At 43.0% G+C, this 15,984-nt stretch carries 12 protein-coding genes; 2 read left to right on the top strand and 10 right to left on the bottom strand.

Annotation, left to right across the window (positions count from 1 at the left end; translation table 11 throughout):
• Positions 1 to 30: 30 nt before the first annotated feature.
• The 10 genes from uvrA to WHS63_RS07570 form a co-directional block, all read right to left on the bottom strand.
• The gene (gene uvrA, locus WHS63_RS07615) at positions 31 to 2,826 is read right to left on the bottom strand and encodes an excinuclease ABC subunit UvrA (RefSeq protein WP_445204584.1); all 2,796 of its coding nucleotides are present in this window, start codon (positions 2,824 to 2,826) and stop codon (positions 31 to 33) included.
• Between the two features lie 240 nt (positions 2,827 to 3,066).
• Positions 3,067 to 3,708 (bottom strand): WbqC family protein, encoded by a 642-nt coding sequence (locus WHS63_RS07610; protein WP_445204583.1) that lies wholly within the window; start codon positions 3,706 to 3,708, stop codon positions 3,067 to 3,069.
• Between the two features lie 79 nt (positions 3,709 to 3,787).
• Entirely contained in the window at positions 3,788 to 5,125 is a 1,338-nt protein-coding gene (lepB, locus tag WHS63_RS07605) for a signal peptidase I (RefSeq protein WP_445204582.1), read from the bottom strand.
• A gap of 11 nt (positions 5,126 to 5,136) precedes the next feature.
• Complete coding sequence (dapB, locus tag WHS63_RS07600; protein WP_445204581.1) at positions 5,137 to 5,859, bottom strand: 4-hydroxy-tetrahydrodipicolinate reductase; 723 nt, start codon at positions 5,857 to 5,859, stop codon at positions 5,137 to 5,139.
• A 131-nt stretch (positions 5,860 to 5,990) separates the two neighbouring features.
• Positions 5,991 to 6,335, bottom strand: coding sequence for a 50S ribosomal protein L20 (gene rplT / locus WHS63_RS07595; protein ID WP_369490124.1), 345 nt, complete (start codon positions 6,333 to 6,335; stop codon positions 5,991 to 5,993).
• Between the two features lie 111 nt (positions 6,336 to 6,446).
• Entirely contained in the window at positions 6,447 to 6,644 is a 198-nt protein-coding gene (gene rpmI, locus WHS63_RS07590; protein WP_321586054.1) for a 50S ribosomal protein L35, read from the bottom strand.
• 34 nt (positions 6,645 to 6,678) lie between these two features.
• Positions 6,679 to 7,215 carry a translation initiation factor IF-3 gene (gene infC / locus WHS63_RS07585; protein ID WP_445200346.1) on the bottom strand — a complete coding sequence of 179 codons (537 nt, stop codon included), beginning with the start codon at positions 7,213 to 7,215 and terminating at the stop codon, positions 6,679 to 6,681.
• Between the two features lie 44 nt (positions 7,216 to 7,259).
• Entirely contained in the window at positions 7,260 to 9,200 is a 1,941-nt protein-coding gene (thrS, locus tag WHS63_RS07580) for a threonine--tRNA ligase (protein ID WP_445204580.1), read from the bottom strand.
• Between the two features lie 103 nt (positions 9,201 to 9,303).
• A complete protein-coding gene (plsY, locus tag WHS63_RS07575) occupies positions 9,304 to 9,954 on the bottom strand; it encodes a glycerol-3-phosphate 1-O-acyltransferase PlsY (RefSeq protein ID WP_445204579.1) in 651 nt (216 codons plus the stop codon).
• Between the two features lie 183 nt (positions 9,955 to 10,137).
• The gene (locus WHS63_RS07570; RefSeq protein WP_445204578.1) at positions 10,138 to 13,023 is read right to left on the bottom strand and encodes a DEAD/DEAH box helicase; all 2,886 of its coding nucleotides are present in this window, start codon (positions 13,021 to 13,023) and stop codon (positions 10,138 to 10,140) included.
• 182 nt (positions 13,024 to 13,205) lie between these two features.
• Between WHS63_RS07570 and WHS63_RS07565 the strand changes: the two genes are divergently transcribed.
• Both WHS63_RS07565 and WHS63_RS07560 read left to right on the top strand, forming a co-directional pair.
• Positions 13,206 to 15,056 (top strand): amino acid ABC transporter substrate-binding protein, encoded by a 1,851-nt coding sequence (locus WHS63_RS07565; protein WP_445204577.1) that lies wholly within the window; start codon positions 13,206 to 13,208, stop codon positions 15,054 to 15,056.
• 22 nt (positions 15,057 to 15,078) lie between these two features.
• Complete coding sequence (locus tag WHS63_RS07560; RefSeq protein ID WP_445204576.1) at positions 15,079 to 15,981, top strand: cation diffusion facilitator family transporter; 903 nt, start codon at positions 15,079 to 15,081, stop codon at positions 15,979 to 15,981.
• The last annotated feature ends 3 nt before the right edge of the window (positions 15,982 to 15,984 follow it).

The raw sequence follows: 15,984 nt of genomic DNA, 5'->3' as shown, positions 1-15,984 counted from the left end.
CCGCTTTAAGCGGCTTTTTTGTTGCTATACCTAATGGTTAAGCTTAGCAGAGAGGAACTTACCCGTGTAGGAGTTATCCATCAAGGCAAGTTGTTCTGGCGTGCCTGAAAAAATTAAGTGCCCACCATTATCGCCACCCTCTGGGCCTAAATCAATAACCCAGTCGGCGCACTTAATAACCTCAAGGTTGTGTTCCACCAGAACAATGCTATGTCCCTTTGCAATTAGGGCATCAAAGGCACTTAACAGCTTTTTAATATCGTTAAAATGTAGGCCAGTGGTAGGCTCGTCAAAAATGAAAAGGATGGGTTTATCGGTATTCTCTTTGAGCAGGAACGATGCTAGCTTAACCCTTTGGCTCTCACCACCGCTAAGGGTGCTCGACGATTGCCCAAGTTTGATGTAGCCTAAGCCTACATCCTGCAGAGGCTTTAGCTTTTCAATGATTTTCTTTTCAAGGCTTCCTTTGCCTTTCTCAAAGAACTCTATGGCCTGGTTAACGGTCATTTCCAGTAAGTCATACACATTGGCATTCCTATACCTCACCTCAAGGATGTCGTCCTTAAAACGTTTACCGTGGCAGCTCTCGCAGGTTAGGGTTAGGTCGGCCATGAACTGCATCTCCACGTGAATAACCCCTTCGCCCTGGCACTCTTCGCAACGGCCACCATCAATGTTAAAGGAGAAATGCGATGGGCCGTAACCGTTGCTTTTGGCATAGGGCTGTTCTGAAAGCAGCTTGCGGATTTCGTCCCACGCTTTGAGGTAGGTAACAGGGTTGCTGCGCGATGATTTGCCTATGGGGTTTTGGTCAACCATTTCCACACCGGAAATAAGACGAATATCGCCAGCTATGCAGTCGTGCTGGCCAGCCCGCTCGCCACTCCCAGTAATTTCCTTGAGTAGGGCAGGGTATAGTATTCCCTTAACCAAGCTCGATTTGCCCGAACCGCTCACCCCTGTAACCACTGTGAGGGTGTTTAACGGAAACTTTACATCAATATTCTTCAGGTTATTCTCGCGAGCTCCTTTTACTTCAATGTAGCTATTCCACTTGCGACGCTTAAACGGGACTTCAATTTTTTCGGTTCCGTTCAGGTATTTAGCGGTAAGACTAGTGGATGCAGAGTTGATTAGGCTTGGCTCTCCGGCAAAAACCACCTCACCTCCAAGTCGGCCTGCATGCGGGCCAATATCGATAATGTAATCGGCATTGCGCATTATGTCCTCATCGTGCTCTACCACTAGCACAGTATTTCCCAGATCACGCAGATTTTTAAGAACATCGATAAGTAGATGGGTGTCGCGGGGATGCAGGCCAATACTAGGCTCATCAAGTATATAGAGCGACCCCACTAAACTGCTGCCAAGCGATGTGGCAAGGTTAATGCGTTGCGACTCACCCCCGGAAAGGGTAGCGGACAAACGGTTAAGGGTTAAATAACCTAACCCAACATTAACCATGTATCCTAAACGGTTCCGAATCTCTGTTAACAAACGTTTTGCCACTGTGACATCGTGCTCATCCAGCTCGATGTTCATAAAGAACTCGTAAAGTTCTTCAATCTGGATGTTAACTAACTCCTGAATGGTGTAACCAGCCACCTTTACATACGATGCTTCAGGTCTAAGCCGTCCGCCCTTACAAACCGGGCATGTGGTTTTGCCCATGTAGCGTGAGAGTAGAACTCGGTATTGTATTTTGTATCGTTTTTCCTCAAGCTCCGCGAAGAAATCGTAAATACCCTTGAAGTGCCTTGTGCCATTCCAAAGCAATGCTTTCTGCTCCTCAGTTAATTTGTAGTATGGGGTGTGGATAGGTAGGTTATACGCCGATGCATACTCGATTACTCTGTCCTTATACCAACCCATTGACTCCCCCCGCCAGCACGCAATAGCATCCTCGTAAATGGAAAGGCTTTTGTTGGGGACTACCAAATCCTCGTCTATGCCAATTACCTTGCCGTAACCCTCGCATTTTGGGCAAGCACCAAGTGGGTTGTTGAAGTTGAAAAGATGCTCGGTGGGCTGTTCGAATTTTATCCCATCGAGTTCATATAGGTTCGAGAATTGCTCCTCCCGTATCCCTTCGTCGGTTTCGATAGAAAGAATGCAAAAACCATTACCCTCGGCGTAAGCGGTTTGAACCGAATCGGCTATCCGGCTAACAAAATCTTCATCTACCGAAACGGCAAATCTATCTATTATCAACCTTGTGTTGGCAGCAGCCAAATCGACAAGTTCACGATTTTGAGCATCATCAATCCTAATCACTTTACCGTTAATATCAATTCGGGTAAACCCTTCGCGGTTTAGCTCCTCAAGCTTCAGCTTGATGTTGCCGTTAACGGCAATAGGTGCTAAAAGGGTCATGCGTGTTCCCTGCTGATGGGCACTGATAAAGTTTACAACATCGGTAACCGAGTGACGTTTAACCTCGCGGCCCGAAATGGGAGAGTATGTTTTTCCGATACGGGCGTAAAGTAGCTTAAGGTAATCGTAAATCTCAGTGGATGTGCCTACGGTAGAGCGGGGATTTCGGGTGTTAACTTTTTGCTCAATGGCAATGGCCGGCGGAATACCGCTAATAAGGTCAACCTCAGGCTTGCTCATTCTACCAAGGAATTGACGGGCGTAAGCCGATAGGCTCTCTACGTATCGCCTTTGCCCTTCGGCATAAATGGTATCGAATGCTAACGATGATTTTCCCGAACCCGATACACCCGTAATTACTACCAGCTTGTTACGGGGAATATCTACATTGATATTCTTAAGATTATGAACCCTTGCGCCTTTTACCGATATTACCTTTTCGTACTTTTGCATTGATAAAATGGAAAAATGTAACCTACAAAGGTATCACTTCAAAACCATTTTTTAATGATGCTTTTTCAAATTCTCTGAAATTATACATTCCTTCCCAAGCCTCCTTGTTTTGAAAATCTCTGCCAACCCTTTCATCATAACTTTGTAAATCGGTGTAACAATATAGAAATCTAATTCGTGTCTTTTATCCTTTAACCTCAAACCTTCAACCATGAACCTCGAACCATGAACTTTGAACCTTTATCCTTTATCCTTTATCCTTAATATATCTCTTGCCATTAGCCCCTCGTTAAAAAGCAAGTCAATAATGCTGAGGTTGGGAGTAAATCCAAAGCGATGTTCAAAAACCTGAAAGTATGGTAGGATAGCGTGCAAGCTGGTTTCCGGCATTTTAGCCTTTGGGCTAATTGCGTAACGTAAATCCATTACTCCTTCGGGTTCAACTTTATGAAAGGTACTTGTAAAATTGATATTAACGGGTAGTTCAAGGAAGTCCAAAATTGCCTTTAAGAGTTCATTGTTGAACTCCCACAGGGTATTGAAAGGATTGCTGTAAAAGGGCTTTAGTACATCGGCAATAAACTCGAAATATGCCGAAGTTCGGTAAGCCGATTCGATGGCACGCCAATGATTCCTGTTCCAACCGGTAGAGTAATCAATAATAACTTCGGTTATGCCGGTATGGTTGCCCTTTGGTTTTATTACTGGGATTACAAGGGGTAATGGGCCGTTTGCGCTGAGTATTACGCATCGGTTACGGTAGGTTTGTTTAAGGTAAGTTTCATGTGCCTCAATAATAATTTTATCGGCACTAAGTAAGGCGGACATATAATGAACCGGCGGTAAATACGCTGTGCTAAGTAGTATGGTTTTACTGGACATTGTACCCTTTCATTGAACTAAAAAACCTGTTGCGGGTGCCATTCCCCTCCAACAGGTTTTTATGCAGCCATTGTTTAGCCTATTTAATGGTTGTAAACATACGCTTAAAGCGAATATTGGCAGGAAAACGTTTATCCTTATCGAGCGATAGCCAAATAAACGAAGCTTTTCCTACCACATGGTCTTCGGGCACAAATCCCCAAAAACGGCTGTCGGCCGAGTTATGTCGGTTATCGCCCATCATGAAATAGTAATCCATCTTAAATGTATAAGAGCTTGCTGGTTCGCCATTAATATAAATAGTGCCATTTTCAACCCTCAGGTCGTTGTTCTCGTAAACATCAATAATGCGTTGGTAAAGTGGCAGGTTATCGGTGGTGAGGGTAACGGTTGCACCTTTTTTGGGTATCCATAGGGGCCCAAAGTTATCCTCGTTCCATTTATAGCGGGGATCGTGGGGGAAAATTAACTTCCACATAACTGTGGAGTCAGTATTCTCGTTTCGGGTTATTTCAGTTACATTGCTAAAGGTTTTAAAACGTTCCAGCATTTCCTCGGTTAACGGAAGGATGTAAACCGATTCCTGGGCATTGTAGTTGATATCGGAACGGGCAATACCCATTTCCTCAAACCGTATTGGGTTAATGGTAGAGCCATTAGTTCTTATCAGGTAGTTATACTGTCTTTTACCAATCTTTGCCTGCTCTTTGCCATTAACAAAAAGGCTACCATGGATAACCTGAATGGTGTCGCCGGGAATGCCAACGCAACGCTTGATGTAGTTCTCGCGTTTATCAACAGGGCGGTAAATAATATCATAATTTTGACGGATGTAGTCGCGTCCATAAATTCTTGCCAAGGTGTAGTAGCTTGAATTCTGATCCTGCAGGCAGACCGTATCGCCTTCGGGGAAGTTGAATACAACCACATCGTTGCGTTTTATCTGACCAAAACCGGCAATACGCTTATAGGGCCAACGGGGCCACTCAATGAACGACTTGGTGTATTTTGTCAAAGGCAGGGTGTGATGAACAAATGGGAATGAAATTGGCGTGTTGGGTAGTTTAGGCCCGTAGGCAACCTTACTCACAAATAGGTAGTCGCCCACCAGCAACGATTTCTCCATCGATGATGTTGGTATGGTGTATGCCTCAATAAAAAACATTCGGATTAGGGTTGCCGCAACAACTGCAAATATTATGGCATCAACCCATTCAATCAGAACGGTCTTTTTTTGCCCGCGCTTCTTCCAGAATGTCCAGTTTACTTTTTGGGTGATGTAGAAGTCGAAAATGATAGGTAATCCCAGAAGCAGCCAGTAGTTACCAATCCATACTACCCAGAGTATGAAAATTATGGCTGCAAATGCAAATCGGAAATACTTGTTTTTTAGGAAATTTTTTACTTTTTGAAACATGGTATTGTGGTTTAGTCAAGTTTAAGCAAATCATCCATGCTGTAAAATCCCTTGCGGGAGCTGAGAAACTCAGCGGCTAATACCGCTCCAAGTGCAAATCCTCTGCGACTCTTAGCCTCGTGCTTTAGAGTGATAATATCCTGTTCGGATGTAAAGGTCACAATGTGAGTACCGGGAACTTGACCCTCTCGAATTGCCTCAATTGGGATTTTTCTCTCTGCACTATCGGGGATTAAGCTCCAGCCTTCGTATGCCTTCATTTGGTTGCACAGTGTATTGGCAATGGTTATGGCAGTTCCGCTTGGAGCATCAAGCTTTTGGGTGTGGTGTATTTCGGTTATTGATGGTTGATACATCCCTATCCTGTCAAGTATGGAAGCAATGTAATTATTCAGCTTGAAAAAGATGTTAACACCAATGCTATAGTTTGATGCGTAAAACAACGTTCCCTCGCCATTGCGGGCCTTGTTAACCATGATTTCAAGTTGGTTGTTCCAGCCGGTTGTTCCTGACACCACAGGGATTCCAGCGTTGAAACAGGCTTGAATGTTTTGCATGGCTGTGCTCGGCGAGGTGAATTCAATGGCAACATCGGATTTTTTTAGGTTTTCAGTGTTAAGGTCATTGATGTTATCCTTGTCAATTCTCAGGACAATGGTATGCCCACGCTCAAGGGCAATAGCCTCAACCTCATGCCCCATTTTTCCGTAGCCAATTAATGCAATTCTTAGCATTTTGTTAAACACCTTATTTTTGCCTGCAATTTATTAAAAGATGACGAGAAATGATATAAACAGCAGCAAGTTAATCAAAATTAACAAAAAAAGGGGCATTTAGCCCCTTTAACCTTATTCTGTTTTACTGATTACTTTACAGAATCAACAATAGCTTTAAAAGCCTCAGGGTGGTTCATGGCCAAATCAGCCAAAACCTTGCGGTTAATAGCAATCCCTTTCTGGTTGATTTTGCCCATGAATTCGGAGTAGGTCATACCATACTCACGAACCGCAGCGTTAATACGCTGAATCCATAGGGCACGGAATTCAATCTTTTTCTTCTTACGGTCGCGGTAAGCATAGGTCAAACCTTTTTCCAAGGTGTTCTTTGCAACCGTCCAAACATTACGACGCGCAAGGAAATTTCCCTTCGTCTGTTTAAGAATTTTTTTTCTGCGCTTGCGCGATGCTACTGCATTTACTGAACGTGGCATTTTTTTACGATTTTTGAATGATTAGCGGTTCAACGTTTTTGAACTCTTAGTGGCTAATTCATTCTGTTAAACATTAAAGTAAACTAACACACAAACTAAAAGAAAACAAAACTACTTCAAGCCAAGCATTGCCTTAACATGCCCTTCATCGGCCTTGTCAACCAAAGCAACGTGAGTTAAATTCCTCTTTTGCTTGGTTTCCTTTTTAGTCAAAATGTGACTCTTGTAGGCGTGTTTTCTTTTAATCTTACCTGTTCCGGTTAAAGCAAAACGCTTTTTTGAACCAGAATGAGTCTTTGTTTTTGGCATTCTACACTGTATTTATTTGATTACTAATGGTTTGTTATTTCTTTTTTGTGCCTTTTGGGGATACTATCATAATCATTCGTTTCCCCTCAAGCTGGGGCAACTGCTCCACTTTGCCATACTCCTCAAGGTCTTGGGCAAAACGCAAAAGTAGTATTTCGCCTTGCTCTTTGAAAAGAATGGAACGTCCCTTAAAGAACACGTAGGCTTTCACCTTAGCACCTTCCTGAAGGAAATTGATGGCATGCTTCAACTTGAAGTTGTAATCGTGATCATCGGTATTGGGCCCAAACCTAATTTCCTTAACCACAATTTTTTGAGCGTTAGCCTTAATTTCCTTTTGCTTCTTCTTGAGCTGGTAAAGGAACTTCTGATAGTCCAGTATTTTACAAACCGGAGGATCGGCCTTATCAGAAATCATTACCAAGTCTAACTCCATCTCCTCGGCCATTTGACGTGCCTGGCTAATGGGGTAAATGCCCGGATTCTCAATGTTTTCGCCAACCAGTCGAACGGTCTTAGCCCGAATTTCTTCGTTTATCGGGTAAGTGTCGATATCCGACTTTTTGTTGATATTAGGTGCTGCTATAGTTTTGCCCTCCTAACGTTTAGTTAATACTAAATTTCCTTTAGCTGATTATCAATTTCAGCCTTTATATGGTTTACAAACTCTTCAAGTTTCATTTGGCCTTTATCGCCTTCGCCTTGAACACGAACAGCAACAAGGTTGGCTTCCTGTTCCTTTTCGCCAACAATTAAAAGGTAAGGGATTCGGCGTAACTCGTTGTCCCTTATCTTTTTACCTATCTTCTCGTTGCGGTCGTCAACCAGGCTGCGAATATCGTAATTATTTAGGAATTTTGAAACACTTTTTGCATAATCGTTAAATTTTTCGCTAATGGGTAGCACTACAACCTGTTCGGGTGTTAGCCATAGCGGGAATTTACCGCCTGTATGCTCAATAAGTACGGCAACAAAGCGTTCCATCGACCCAAAGGGTGCACGGTGTATCATAATGGGGCGGTAACGCTTATCGTCAGCGCCAATGTACTCCAGCTGGAAGCGCTCGGGTAGGTTGTAGTCAACCTGGATGGTGCCCAGCTGCCACTTGCGGCCAATAGCATCGCGAACCATGAAGTCGAGTTTTGGACCATAGAATGCAGCCTCACCAAGTTCGGTTACGGTTTTTAGGCCTCGTTCTGCTGCCGCTTCAACTATAGCCTTTTCAGCCTTTTCCCAATTCTCGTCAGAGCCTATGTATTTCTCTTTATTGTTCGGGTCGCGTAGCGATATCTGTGCGGTGTAATCTTTAAAATCGAGAGTTTTAAAGATGTATAGAACAATATCGATAACCTTTACAAACTCTTCCTTGAGCTGGTCGGGCCTACAGAAAATATGTGCATCGTCCTGGGTAAATCCACGAACACGGGTTAGGCCGTGCAATTCACCGCTCTGTTCGTAACGGTAAACTGTTCCGAACTCAGCCAGCCTAAGCGGGAGATCTTTGTATGAGCGCGGTTTGGATTTGTAAATTTCACAGTGATGGGGGCAGTTCATGGGTTTAAGAAGGAATTCCTCACCTTCCTGTGGAGTAGTTATGGGACGGAAACTATCCTTCCCGTATTTTGCCCAGTGGCCCGATGTTTCGTAAAGCTCTTTTTGGCCAATGTGCGGGGTAATTACCTGTTCATACCCGTATTTCTTTTGAACGCGTTTAAGGAACATCTCTAAGCGCTCGCGAAGTTGAGCACCCTTGGGTAACCATAATGGTAAACCAGGGCCAACACTGGGCGAGAACATAAATAGTTCTAAATCCTTACCAATTTTACGGTGGTCGCGTTTTTTTGCTTCCTCAAGCAAGGTCAGGTACTCGTCGAGTTGTTTCTTTTGGGGGAATGTGATACCGTAAATGCGGGTAAGCATTTTATTTTTTTCATCGCCACGCCAGTATGCGCCTGCAATGCTGAGCAACTTAATGGCTTTAATATAGCCTGTATTCGGAAGGTGTGGACCACGGCAAAGATCAGTAAATTCGCCCTGGGTGTAGAACGATATGGTCCCATCCTGTAGATCCGATATAAGTTCCACCTTGTAAGGATCGCCCTTTTCCTGGTAGGTCTTAAGCGCTTCGGCTTTTGAAACCTCCCTGCGAACGATGGGCTGCTTTTGCTGGGCAAACTCCATCATTTTTTGCTCAATCTTAGGTAAATCCTCTTCCGATATGGTGTGTCCGTTAAAATCGATATCGTAGTAAAACCCATTCTCAATGCTTGGGCCTATTCCCAACTTAACGCCGGGGTAAAGCGCTTCAACGGCCTCGGCCATAAGGTGTGCCGATGAGTGCCAAAAGGCATGTTTTCCCTCTGGGTCGTCCCACTTGTGTAGCTTAACGGTGGCATCGGTTTCAATGCCACGGGTAAGGTCCCACACTTCACCATTAACCGATACCGATAAAACATCGGCTGCTAAACGCTCCGAAATGCTTTTGGCTATTTCAAGTCCGGTAACACCTTTGGGGTATTCCCGCACGTTCCCATCAGGAAAAGTTATTTTAATCATAACAGTAGAATATCAATTCAAAATGACTTGCAAAATTATAAAAATATTTCATACCACATTCATGCGTGGTTGGGCTTGTTTAATAAAAACAACAATTGTTGAGTTATTGTTTGGGGTTAACCTGATTGGTTTTACCCTTTTTCTTTAATGAAAACTTTGATTCTTCGCCTTTTACCAGACGCTCGATATTCTTTTGATGGGTGAATAGCATTAGGATTGCCAGTATAAAGGCAAAAGTAATTAGCGATGGGTTAGTGGTACGGTAAACAAAAATCAGAACCAGTGGGAACGAAAAGCCTGCAATCATGGAACTTAACGAAACGTATCGGGTGATTAGCACCGATACTATCCAAATTCCAAATACTATCAAAGTGGCGTAGGGGTGAAGGGCAAAAACCACACCCGATAGCACTGCCACACCCTTTCCCCCACGAAACTGAGCAAAAATGGGAAATATATGGCCAAGCAATGCTGCAATTCCCAAAAACAGCTGAAAGTTGATAAACATTCCAGTTTTAGGGATATAGAAATCGGTTAGATATAGCAGACGAACTGCTAGGTAACCTTTAAGAACATCGACTATAAAGACCGATATTCCAGGAATCAGACCAAGCACCCTGATGGTGTTTGTTGCACCGGCATTACCACTGCCATGCTCCCTAACATCGATCCCGTAAAAAATTTTCCCTACCCAAACCGATGTAGGTATTGAGCCAAAAAGGTATGCCGCAAGAATTACGGCAATTTTGAGCATAGTTTCCATGCTGCAAAGATACAAACTTTGATGGCGAAAGAATATCTATTTATATCGATTTTTAAATTTCAAATTTTGTAAGTGATTGATTAATAATTGATAATAATATATGCTTTAGATTACGATTAATATTTTTTAACCGCAATGCAGGTTGATTTAAATAATTTGGATAGGGACATTTCCCTACTCAACAAGGCTAATAAGCTGCTCCTTGTTAAGGAGTATCATCGGATTATTGGAGTTGACAAATTCGTGGGCAAGGTTTTCCTTGTGGGCTTGCAGCTTTACAATTTTCTCCTCTACCGTGTTTCGTGTAATAAAACGGTAAACAAACACACTCCTGGTTTGCCCAATTCGATGTGCGCGCGATGCTGCCTGCATCTCGGCGGCAGGATTCCACCATGGGTCAAGAATAAAAATGTAATCGGCAGCGGTTAGGTTTAGTCCAACACCGCCGGCTTTAAGCGAAATCAAAAAGATTTTCTTTTCAGGATTGTTCTGGAACTCTTCCACTACATCGCTTCTATCGGTTGTTGAACCGGTTAGCATTTCGTAACCTATACCGTTGTTTTGTAAGTAGGTTTCAACCTGTGCCAGGTGTTTAACAAACGATGAGAATATGAGTATCTTATGGTTTTCAGCAATAACACTTTCAATCATTTGCGTAACCTCCTCAAATTTACCCGACGACAGGTTTGAGTATTCATCGAGCATGGCCGGGTGGTTGGCCAGCTGACGCAAACGGGTGAGCGCTGAAAGAACATTGATGGTTGACGATTCCGGTTTACTCTGTTCCAGGGAGTCAAGTATCAACCTGCGGGCTTTTGATTTCTCCGCCTCATAGGCTTTGCCCTGCTCGTCGGTCATCTCACAGTAGATGATTTGCTCGGTTAGGGGTGGTAACTCCTTGGCAACCTGCTCCTTGGTGCGGCGCATTATCAGGGGTTCAATGAGCTTTTTAAGCTGTTTCTGCTTTTCGGCGTCATTCTTGCGCTCAATGGGAATGGCAAATTCCTCACGGAATACCTTAAGGCCGCCGAGCATCCCGCGGTTTAGGAAGTTCATTTGTGACCATAGGTCAAATAGGTTATTCTCAATGGGTGTTCCGCTAAGGCACAAACTCTTCTTTGTCTTAAGCAACAGAACGCATCTGTATATTTTAGATGCAGGGTTTTTAATGGTTTGGCTCTCGTCCAACACCACGTATCGGAATGCAAAGTCCTTGAAAAGGTCAATGTCGTTCCGTATGGTGCCGTATGAAGTTATCACAACATGGTTTTGCTGAAATATTTTGTGGCTCTTGTCGCGTTGGGTTCCATGGTAAATACCAACTTTAACCTGTGGCGCAAACTTTTCGAACTCCTTTTGCCAGTTGTAAATTATTGACGTGGGAGCAACAACCAGCGAACAGTGATCCTGTCCGGTTTTAAAATCGTTGGCCTCAAGTTCCGATAGTAAAAGTGTAATGGTTTGTAATGTTTTTCCAAGGCCCATGTCGTCGGCAAGGCAGCCATTCAAACCATTTTCAACCAAGGTTTTTAGCCAGGCAAAACCAAGGATTTGGTATTCGCGTAGTTTTGCCTGAAGGCTATGGGGTAGGGTTACCCCTTTGGTGTTAATATTTTTTAGTTTTTCAGCGAAACTTGAAATACTCTGGGTTTCTAGACTACTGCCGGCAATAATTGCTGCCGATGTTTTGGACAGCTTAATGCTTTCGCCTTCCTCCTTGCCAAGCATAAGGATGGTTCTGTACTTGGCAAACCACTCATCGGGTAAAATGAAAACCTGACCGTTGGGAAGGGTGAACTCGCGAATGTTCTTGACTATATGCTTGCGGAAGTAAACAAAGGGGATTTCAAATTCGCCAATGCGAACCATGCCGTAAAGGTCGAACCAATCGATACTTTCGGTAAGCCTCAAATTAAGGTCAAAGCCACTTAGGTAGTAGTTTGTTTGCCTAAACTTTTGATGAATCTCAAAACCTTCGTCCTGTAACAGCTTATAGTTGGTGTTCAGCCATTCTATCACCTGGTAGTGGTCAAACTCGCCATTTTCGGGTTTGCCGGGAAAGTACTCGTTTTCTCCCACCTTTGTTAGGCGCCAGGTTTTAATAAGCTGTTGTTTGATTTTTTCTTCCTTCTCGGGGTTGCGGGTAAGCCGGGTAAACGTGTATGAGTTATTGCGGAACGATAGCTTTACCTCATTAACAGCAGGCGTGTTTGCCGAAATAACCTTATTCCCATACTGAAAGCTAAGGGTAAGGCAGGCTCCGCCTGATAGGCGCTCATCGAGCGTGAGTATGGGTTTAGGCCTGTTTTTTTGTTCGTTGATTTCAAATCCCACGGCTTCTACCTGGTTGCTTCTAACAGCTTTCAGCACAAAGGTTTCCATATACTTTTGTACCGATTGTTGGGGTATTGTAACAAATTGCTTGGTCATGTAGGGTACAAACTTTCGGCCATCAATACCTTCAACCTTATATATGCCATTTGCAACCCGAATTAAGCATGGTTCAACCGTAAGCAATTCAAACACACCGGGCAATAAAGTTAAAATGGAAGTTTGATGTTGAATCTTCAGGGAATACTTCATGCCAAGCTCATCAAGTTCGAACCTGAATATGGGCGATGCAACATCGGTATGGTAGGTTAATTGCTTTTCCTTGTAAATGTTATTGGCGTTCCGCTCTCTGATGTATATCGGGATATTGGCCGATGCAGCTTTTTCAACGGCCTTACAAATTCTTCGGTCAATGTAGTTCCTGATGTAGCTGTTTAGGTTTTCGTCGCTTTGAACTTTTTGTAAAAGTTCGTTGAATGTTTTCGCATCGCGTCCAAATAGCTTCAAAAGGCTTTTTTCTGATATTTCCTGAATGCTGCGTATTATTTCCGATTGGTCGGTTGTAATCCTGTCGGAATGAATAACGGCTGAATCGACAATAACATTCTTTTCAATTTTATAGGTATCATCGCTGATTGGACTGATAAGATAAGCTCCTGCCACCAAACCCAATTCCCTGTGCCTATGCAAAGCAATCGCAAAGATGTATTGTGTATCAGTTGAATCCATTTAGGCTATTTTACTGCAATTTTAACAAAAATATGCGTAGCTTAATGTTTTTTATGTATCAATTTTTACTTTCTTCGTTTTAAAACAGCATTAGGCATAGGGTTTGAATTGATTGATTTGTGTATTTTTGTACTTTGTATTCGGACCCATTTCGGAATAACAGTTTCATAAAACTACTTGCAATGATTAAAAGAATACTTGCACTCCTAACTCTGGTATCGTTTTCCTACATTTTGTTTTCGCAGGAAGTAGAGGTAAAAATATCAAAGGACAAGGTACGTGTCGACGGGAAAACGTACTTTGTTCATATAGTCCAGCAGGGTGAAACGCTATACTCTATCAGTAAGGCTTACGGCGTAAGCCAGTCCGACATTGCGATAAACAACCCCGATATATACGCAGGGTTAAAGGTGGGACAAGCTCTAAAAATACCGGCTAAAGTGAAGGAAACCCAAACTGACGAGGATTATATCTACCACATTGTTAAACGCAAGGAAACCCTTTTTGGCATTTCAAGGATGTACAATGTGAGTATGGATGATATACTACGGTTGAACCCTGAAGCAAGGGAAGGGTTAAAGCTAAGTCAAACCCTTCGCATTCCAAAAAAGCAGATAAGCGATATTGAGCAGCAACCCGCCGTTGATTCGGTTGAGTTTATTTTGCACGAGGTGCAGCCTCGCGAAGGGTTATTCGCAATTTCTAGGAAATACGGTGTTTCACCCAAGGAGATTGAGTATTATAACTACGATTTAATTAAGGATGGTTTAAAACTTGGAACAACCCTTCGGATACCAAAACCCAAATCGGTACCTGTTCCTGAGGCTGTTGAAGCCAAGGTTGATACCGATGGGCAGGAGAAAGCATCGCCCTGCAGTAATAGCTACACCTACGATGGTCATCCGTTTAATGTTTCTCTACTACTTCCCTTTACTCAATCCGGCAGCCAGACTCAGGCCATAGTTGATGATGTTGACCCAAAAGATGTTCAGGACCCCACAGGGCAGTTAACTCAAATAACACAGGTTTCGCTTGAATTCTACGAAGGTTTCCTGTTAGCCCTAGATACTCTTAAAAAGTTGGGCATCTCGGTAAACCTAAACGTGCGTGACACAAAGCGCTCACCACAGGAGGTTTTTAAAATTCTGAATAGTTCTGATTTTGCACGATCTGAATTAGTAGTTGGACCTTACATGTTCGATGAGGTTAAGCCTATAGCTCAATTTGCCGCCAAAAATAATATCAACTTTGTATCGCCCATTTACAGCAATAAAGAGGGGTTGGCTGATAAGCAGAATATTATTTCGGTTAGCCAAACCCTTCAAAACCAGCTGGAAATATTTGTGAAGAACTTGAAGGTTGATCCCAGTAAGAACTACCTGGTGATTTATGACTCAACCATTTGGTATTCGCCCAGCTTAAAGCATTTCGATTCACTTCTAACCCAAAACTTCACAAACGCAGCTATTCCCATTTCTCGGTACAATCATAAAACTGCTGCCTACAAATCGGTTGATGTTCAGGAAAGGTTGCTGAAGATGCTAAAACGCGATACCGTAAACATTGTAATTGTGCCCTCCGACGATGAACCATTTGTAGCCGAGATACTTGGGAGCTTATATGCTGTAAAATCGTACTATAACCTCAACACTGAGGTATATGGCCCATCGCGTTGGCGTAAACTTAAAAACCTACCGCCCGATTACCTTTTTGCATTGAATACTCATGTATTCTCACCATTTTTTGTCGACTACACTCAAAGTGATGTAAAAACTTTTGTTGAGAAATACAGGGTGCAATTCCGGTCGGAGCCAACACAGTTCTCGTTTTTAGGTTACGATGTAGCATTTTACTTTATTAGTGCACTCAAGGAGTTTGGTCCTGGTTTTACTCCCTGTCTGCCAAATTACAGGTTAAGAACGCTTCAAACTAACTTCAAACTCAATACTAGTAAAGAGGGGTATACGCTTAATTCAAATCAGTTCATAGTAAGGTATGCCCCCGATTTTACAATCACATGCAGCTGCTATTAATGGCTTTACATTAAATTTTATCATGAATTATCGGTTTAATTCCGGAAATACCCGCCTGGTTAATTTTGAGGGTTGGCTCTCTATCTTAATCAACACTTTGCTTTTTGTACTAAAGTACTGGGCTGGGGTGGTTACAGGATCGTTAGCGCTTATCGCCGATGCCTGGCATACCCTTTCCGATTCAATCAGCTCAATTGTTTTGCTGCTTGGCATTAAATATTCGCAAAAGCCTGCCGATAAGGATCATCCTTTTGGACATGGACGTTCGGAGTTAGTGGTTTCTTTGCTTATTGGTGCACTACTTGCTTTTGTGGCCTTTTACTTTGCCATGGAAGGCATTGCAAAAATCAGGGATAGGGTGAGTACCAGCTATGGAACTCTGGCAATTGTAGCAACTGTGGTATCAATAGTTGCAAAGGAAGGACTAGCACAGGTAGCTTTCATCATAGGTAAACGCACAGGCTCAATTTCAGTTACAGCCGATGGTTGGCATCACCGCAGCGATGCCCTTTCATCGGTCATTGTGCTTGTGGGTATTTTTGTAGGCAAGTACTTTTGGTGGATCGACGGGGTTTTGAGTATCATTGTTGCCCTGCTCATTCTTTACTCAGGTATTAAGGTGATTACCGATAGCGCAGTGGTAATTCTTGGTGAGGTACCATCCGATGATCTTGTTCAAAAAGTAATGGAGATTGTCTCAAGGCAGGGATATGATAGAATGGAGCCCCATCACTTCCATATCCATAACTATGTAATGCATCAAGAGCTTACCTTTCATGTTAGGCTGCCCAATCAAATGACCATAGAACAGGCCCATAGAATTATTTCATTAATTGAAGATGCCATACACTTGGAGCTTGGCATTGATGCCACTATACATATAGAACCCCAAACTACCGATAAGCATTGCAAGCATATCGATTAATCT

Origin of the sequence: Tenuifilum sp. (genome assembly GCF_037481895.1) — a bacterium.
Lineage (GTDB): Bacteria > Bacteroidota > Bacteroidia > Bacteroidales > Tenuifilaceae > Tenuifilum > Tenuifilum osseticum.
Note: the sequence above shows the minus strand (reverse complement) of the source record. Positions and strands in the feature narration are given on the sequence as shown.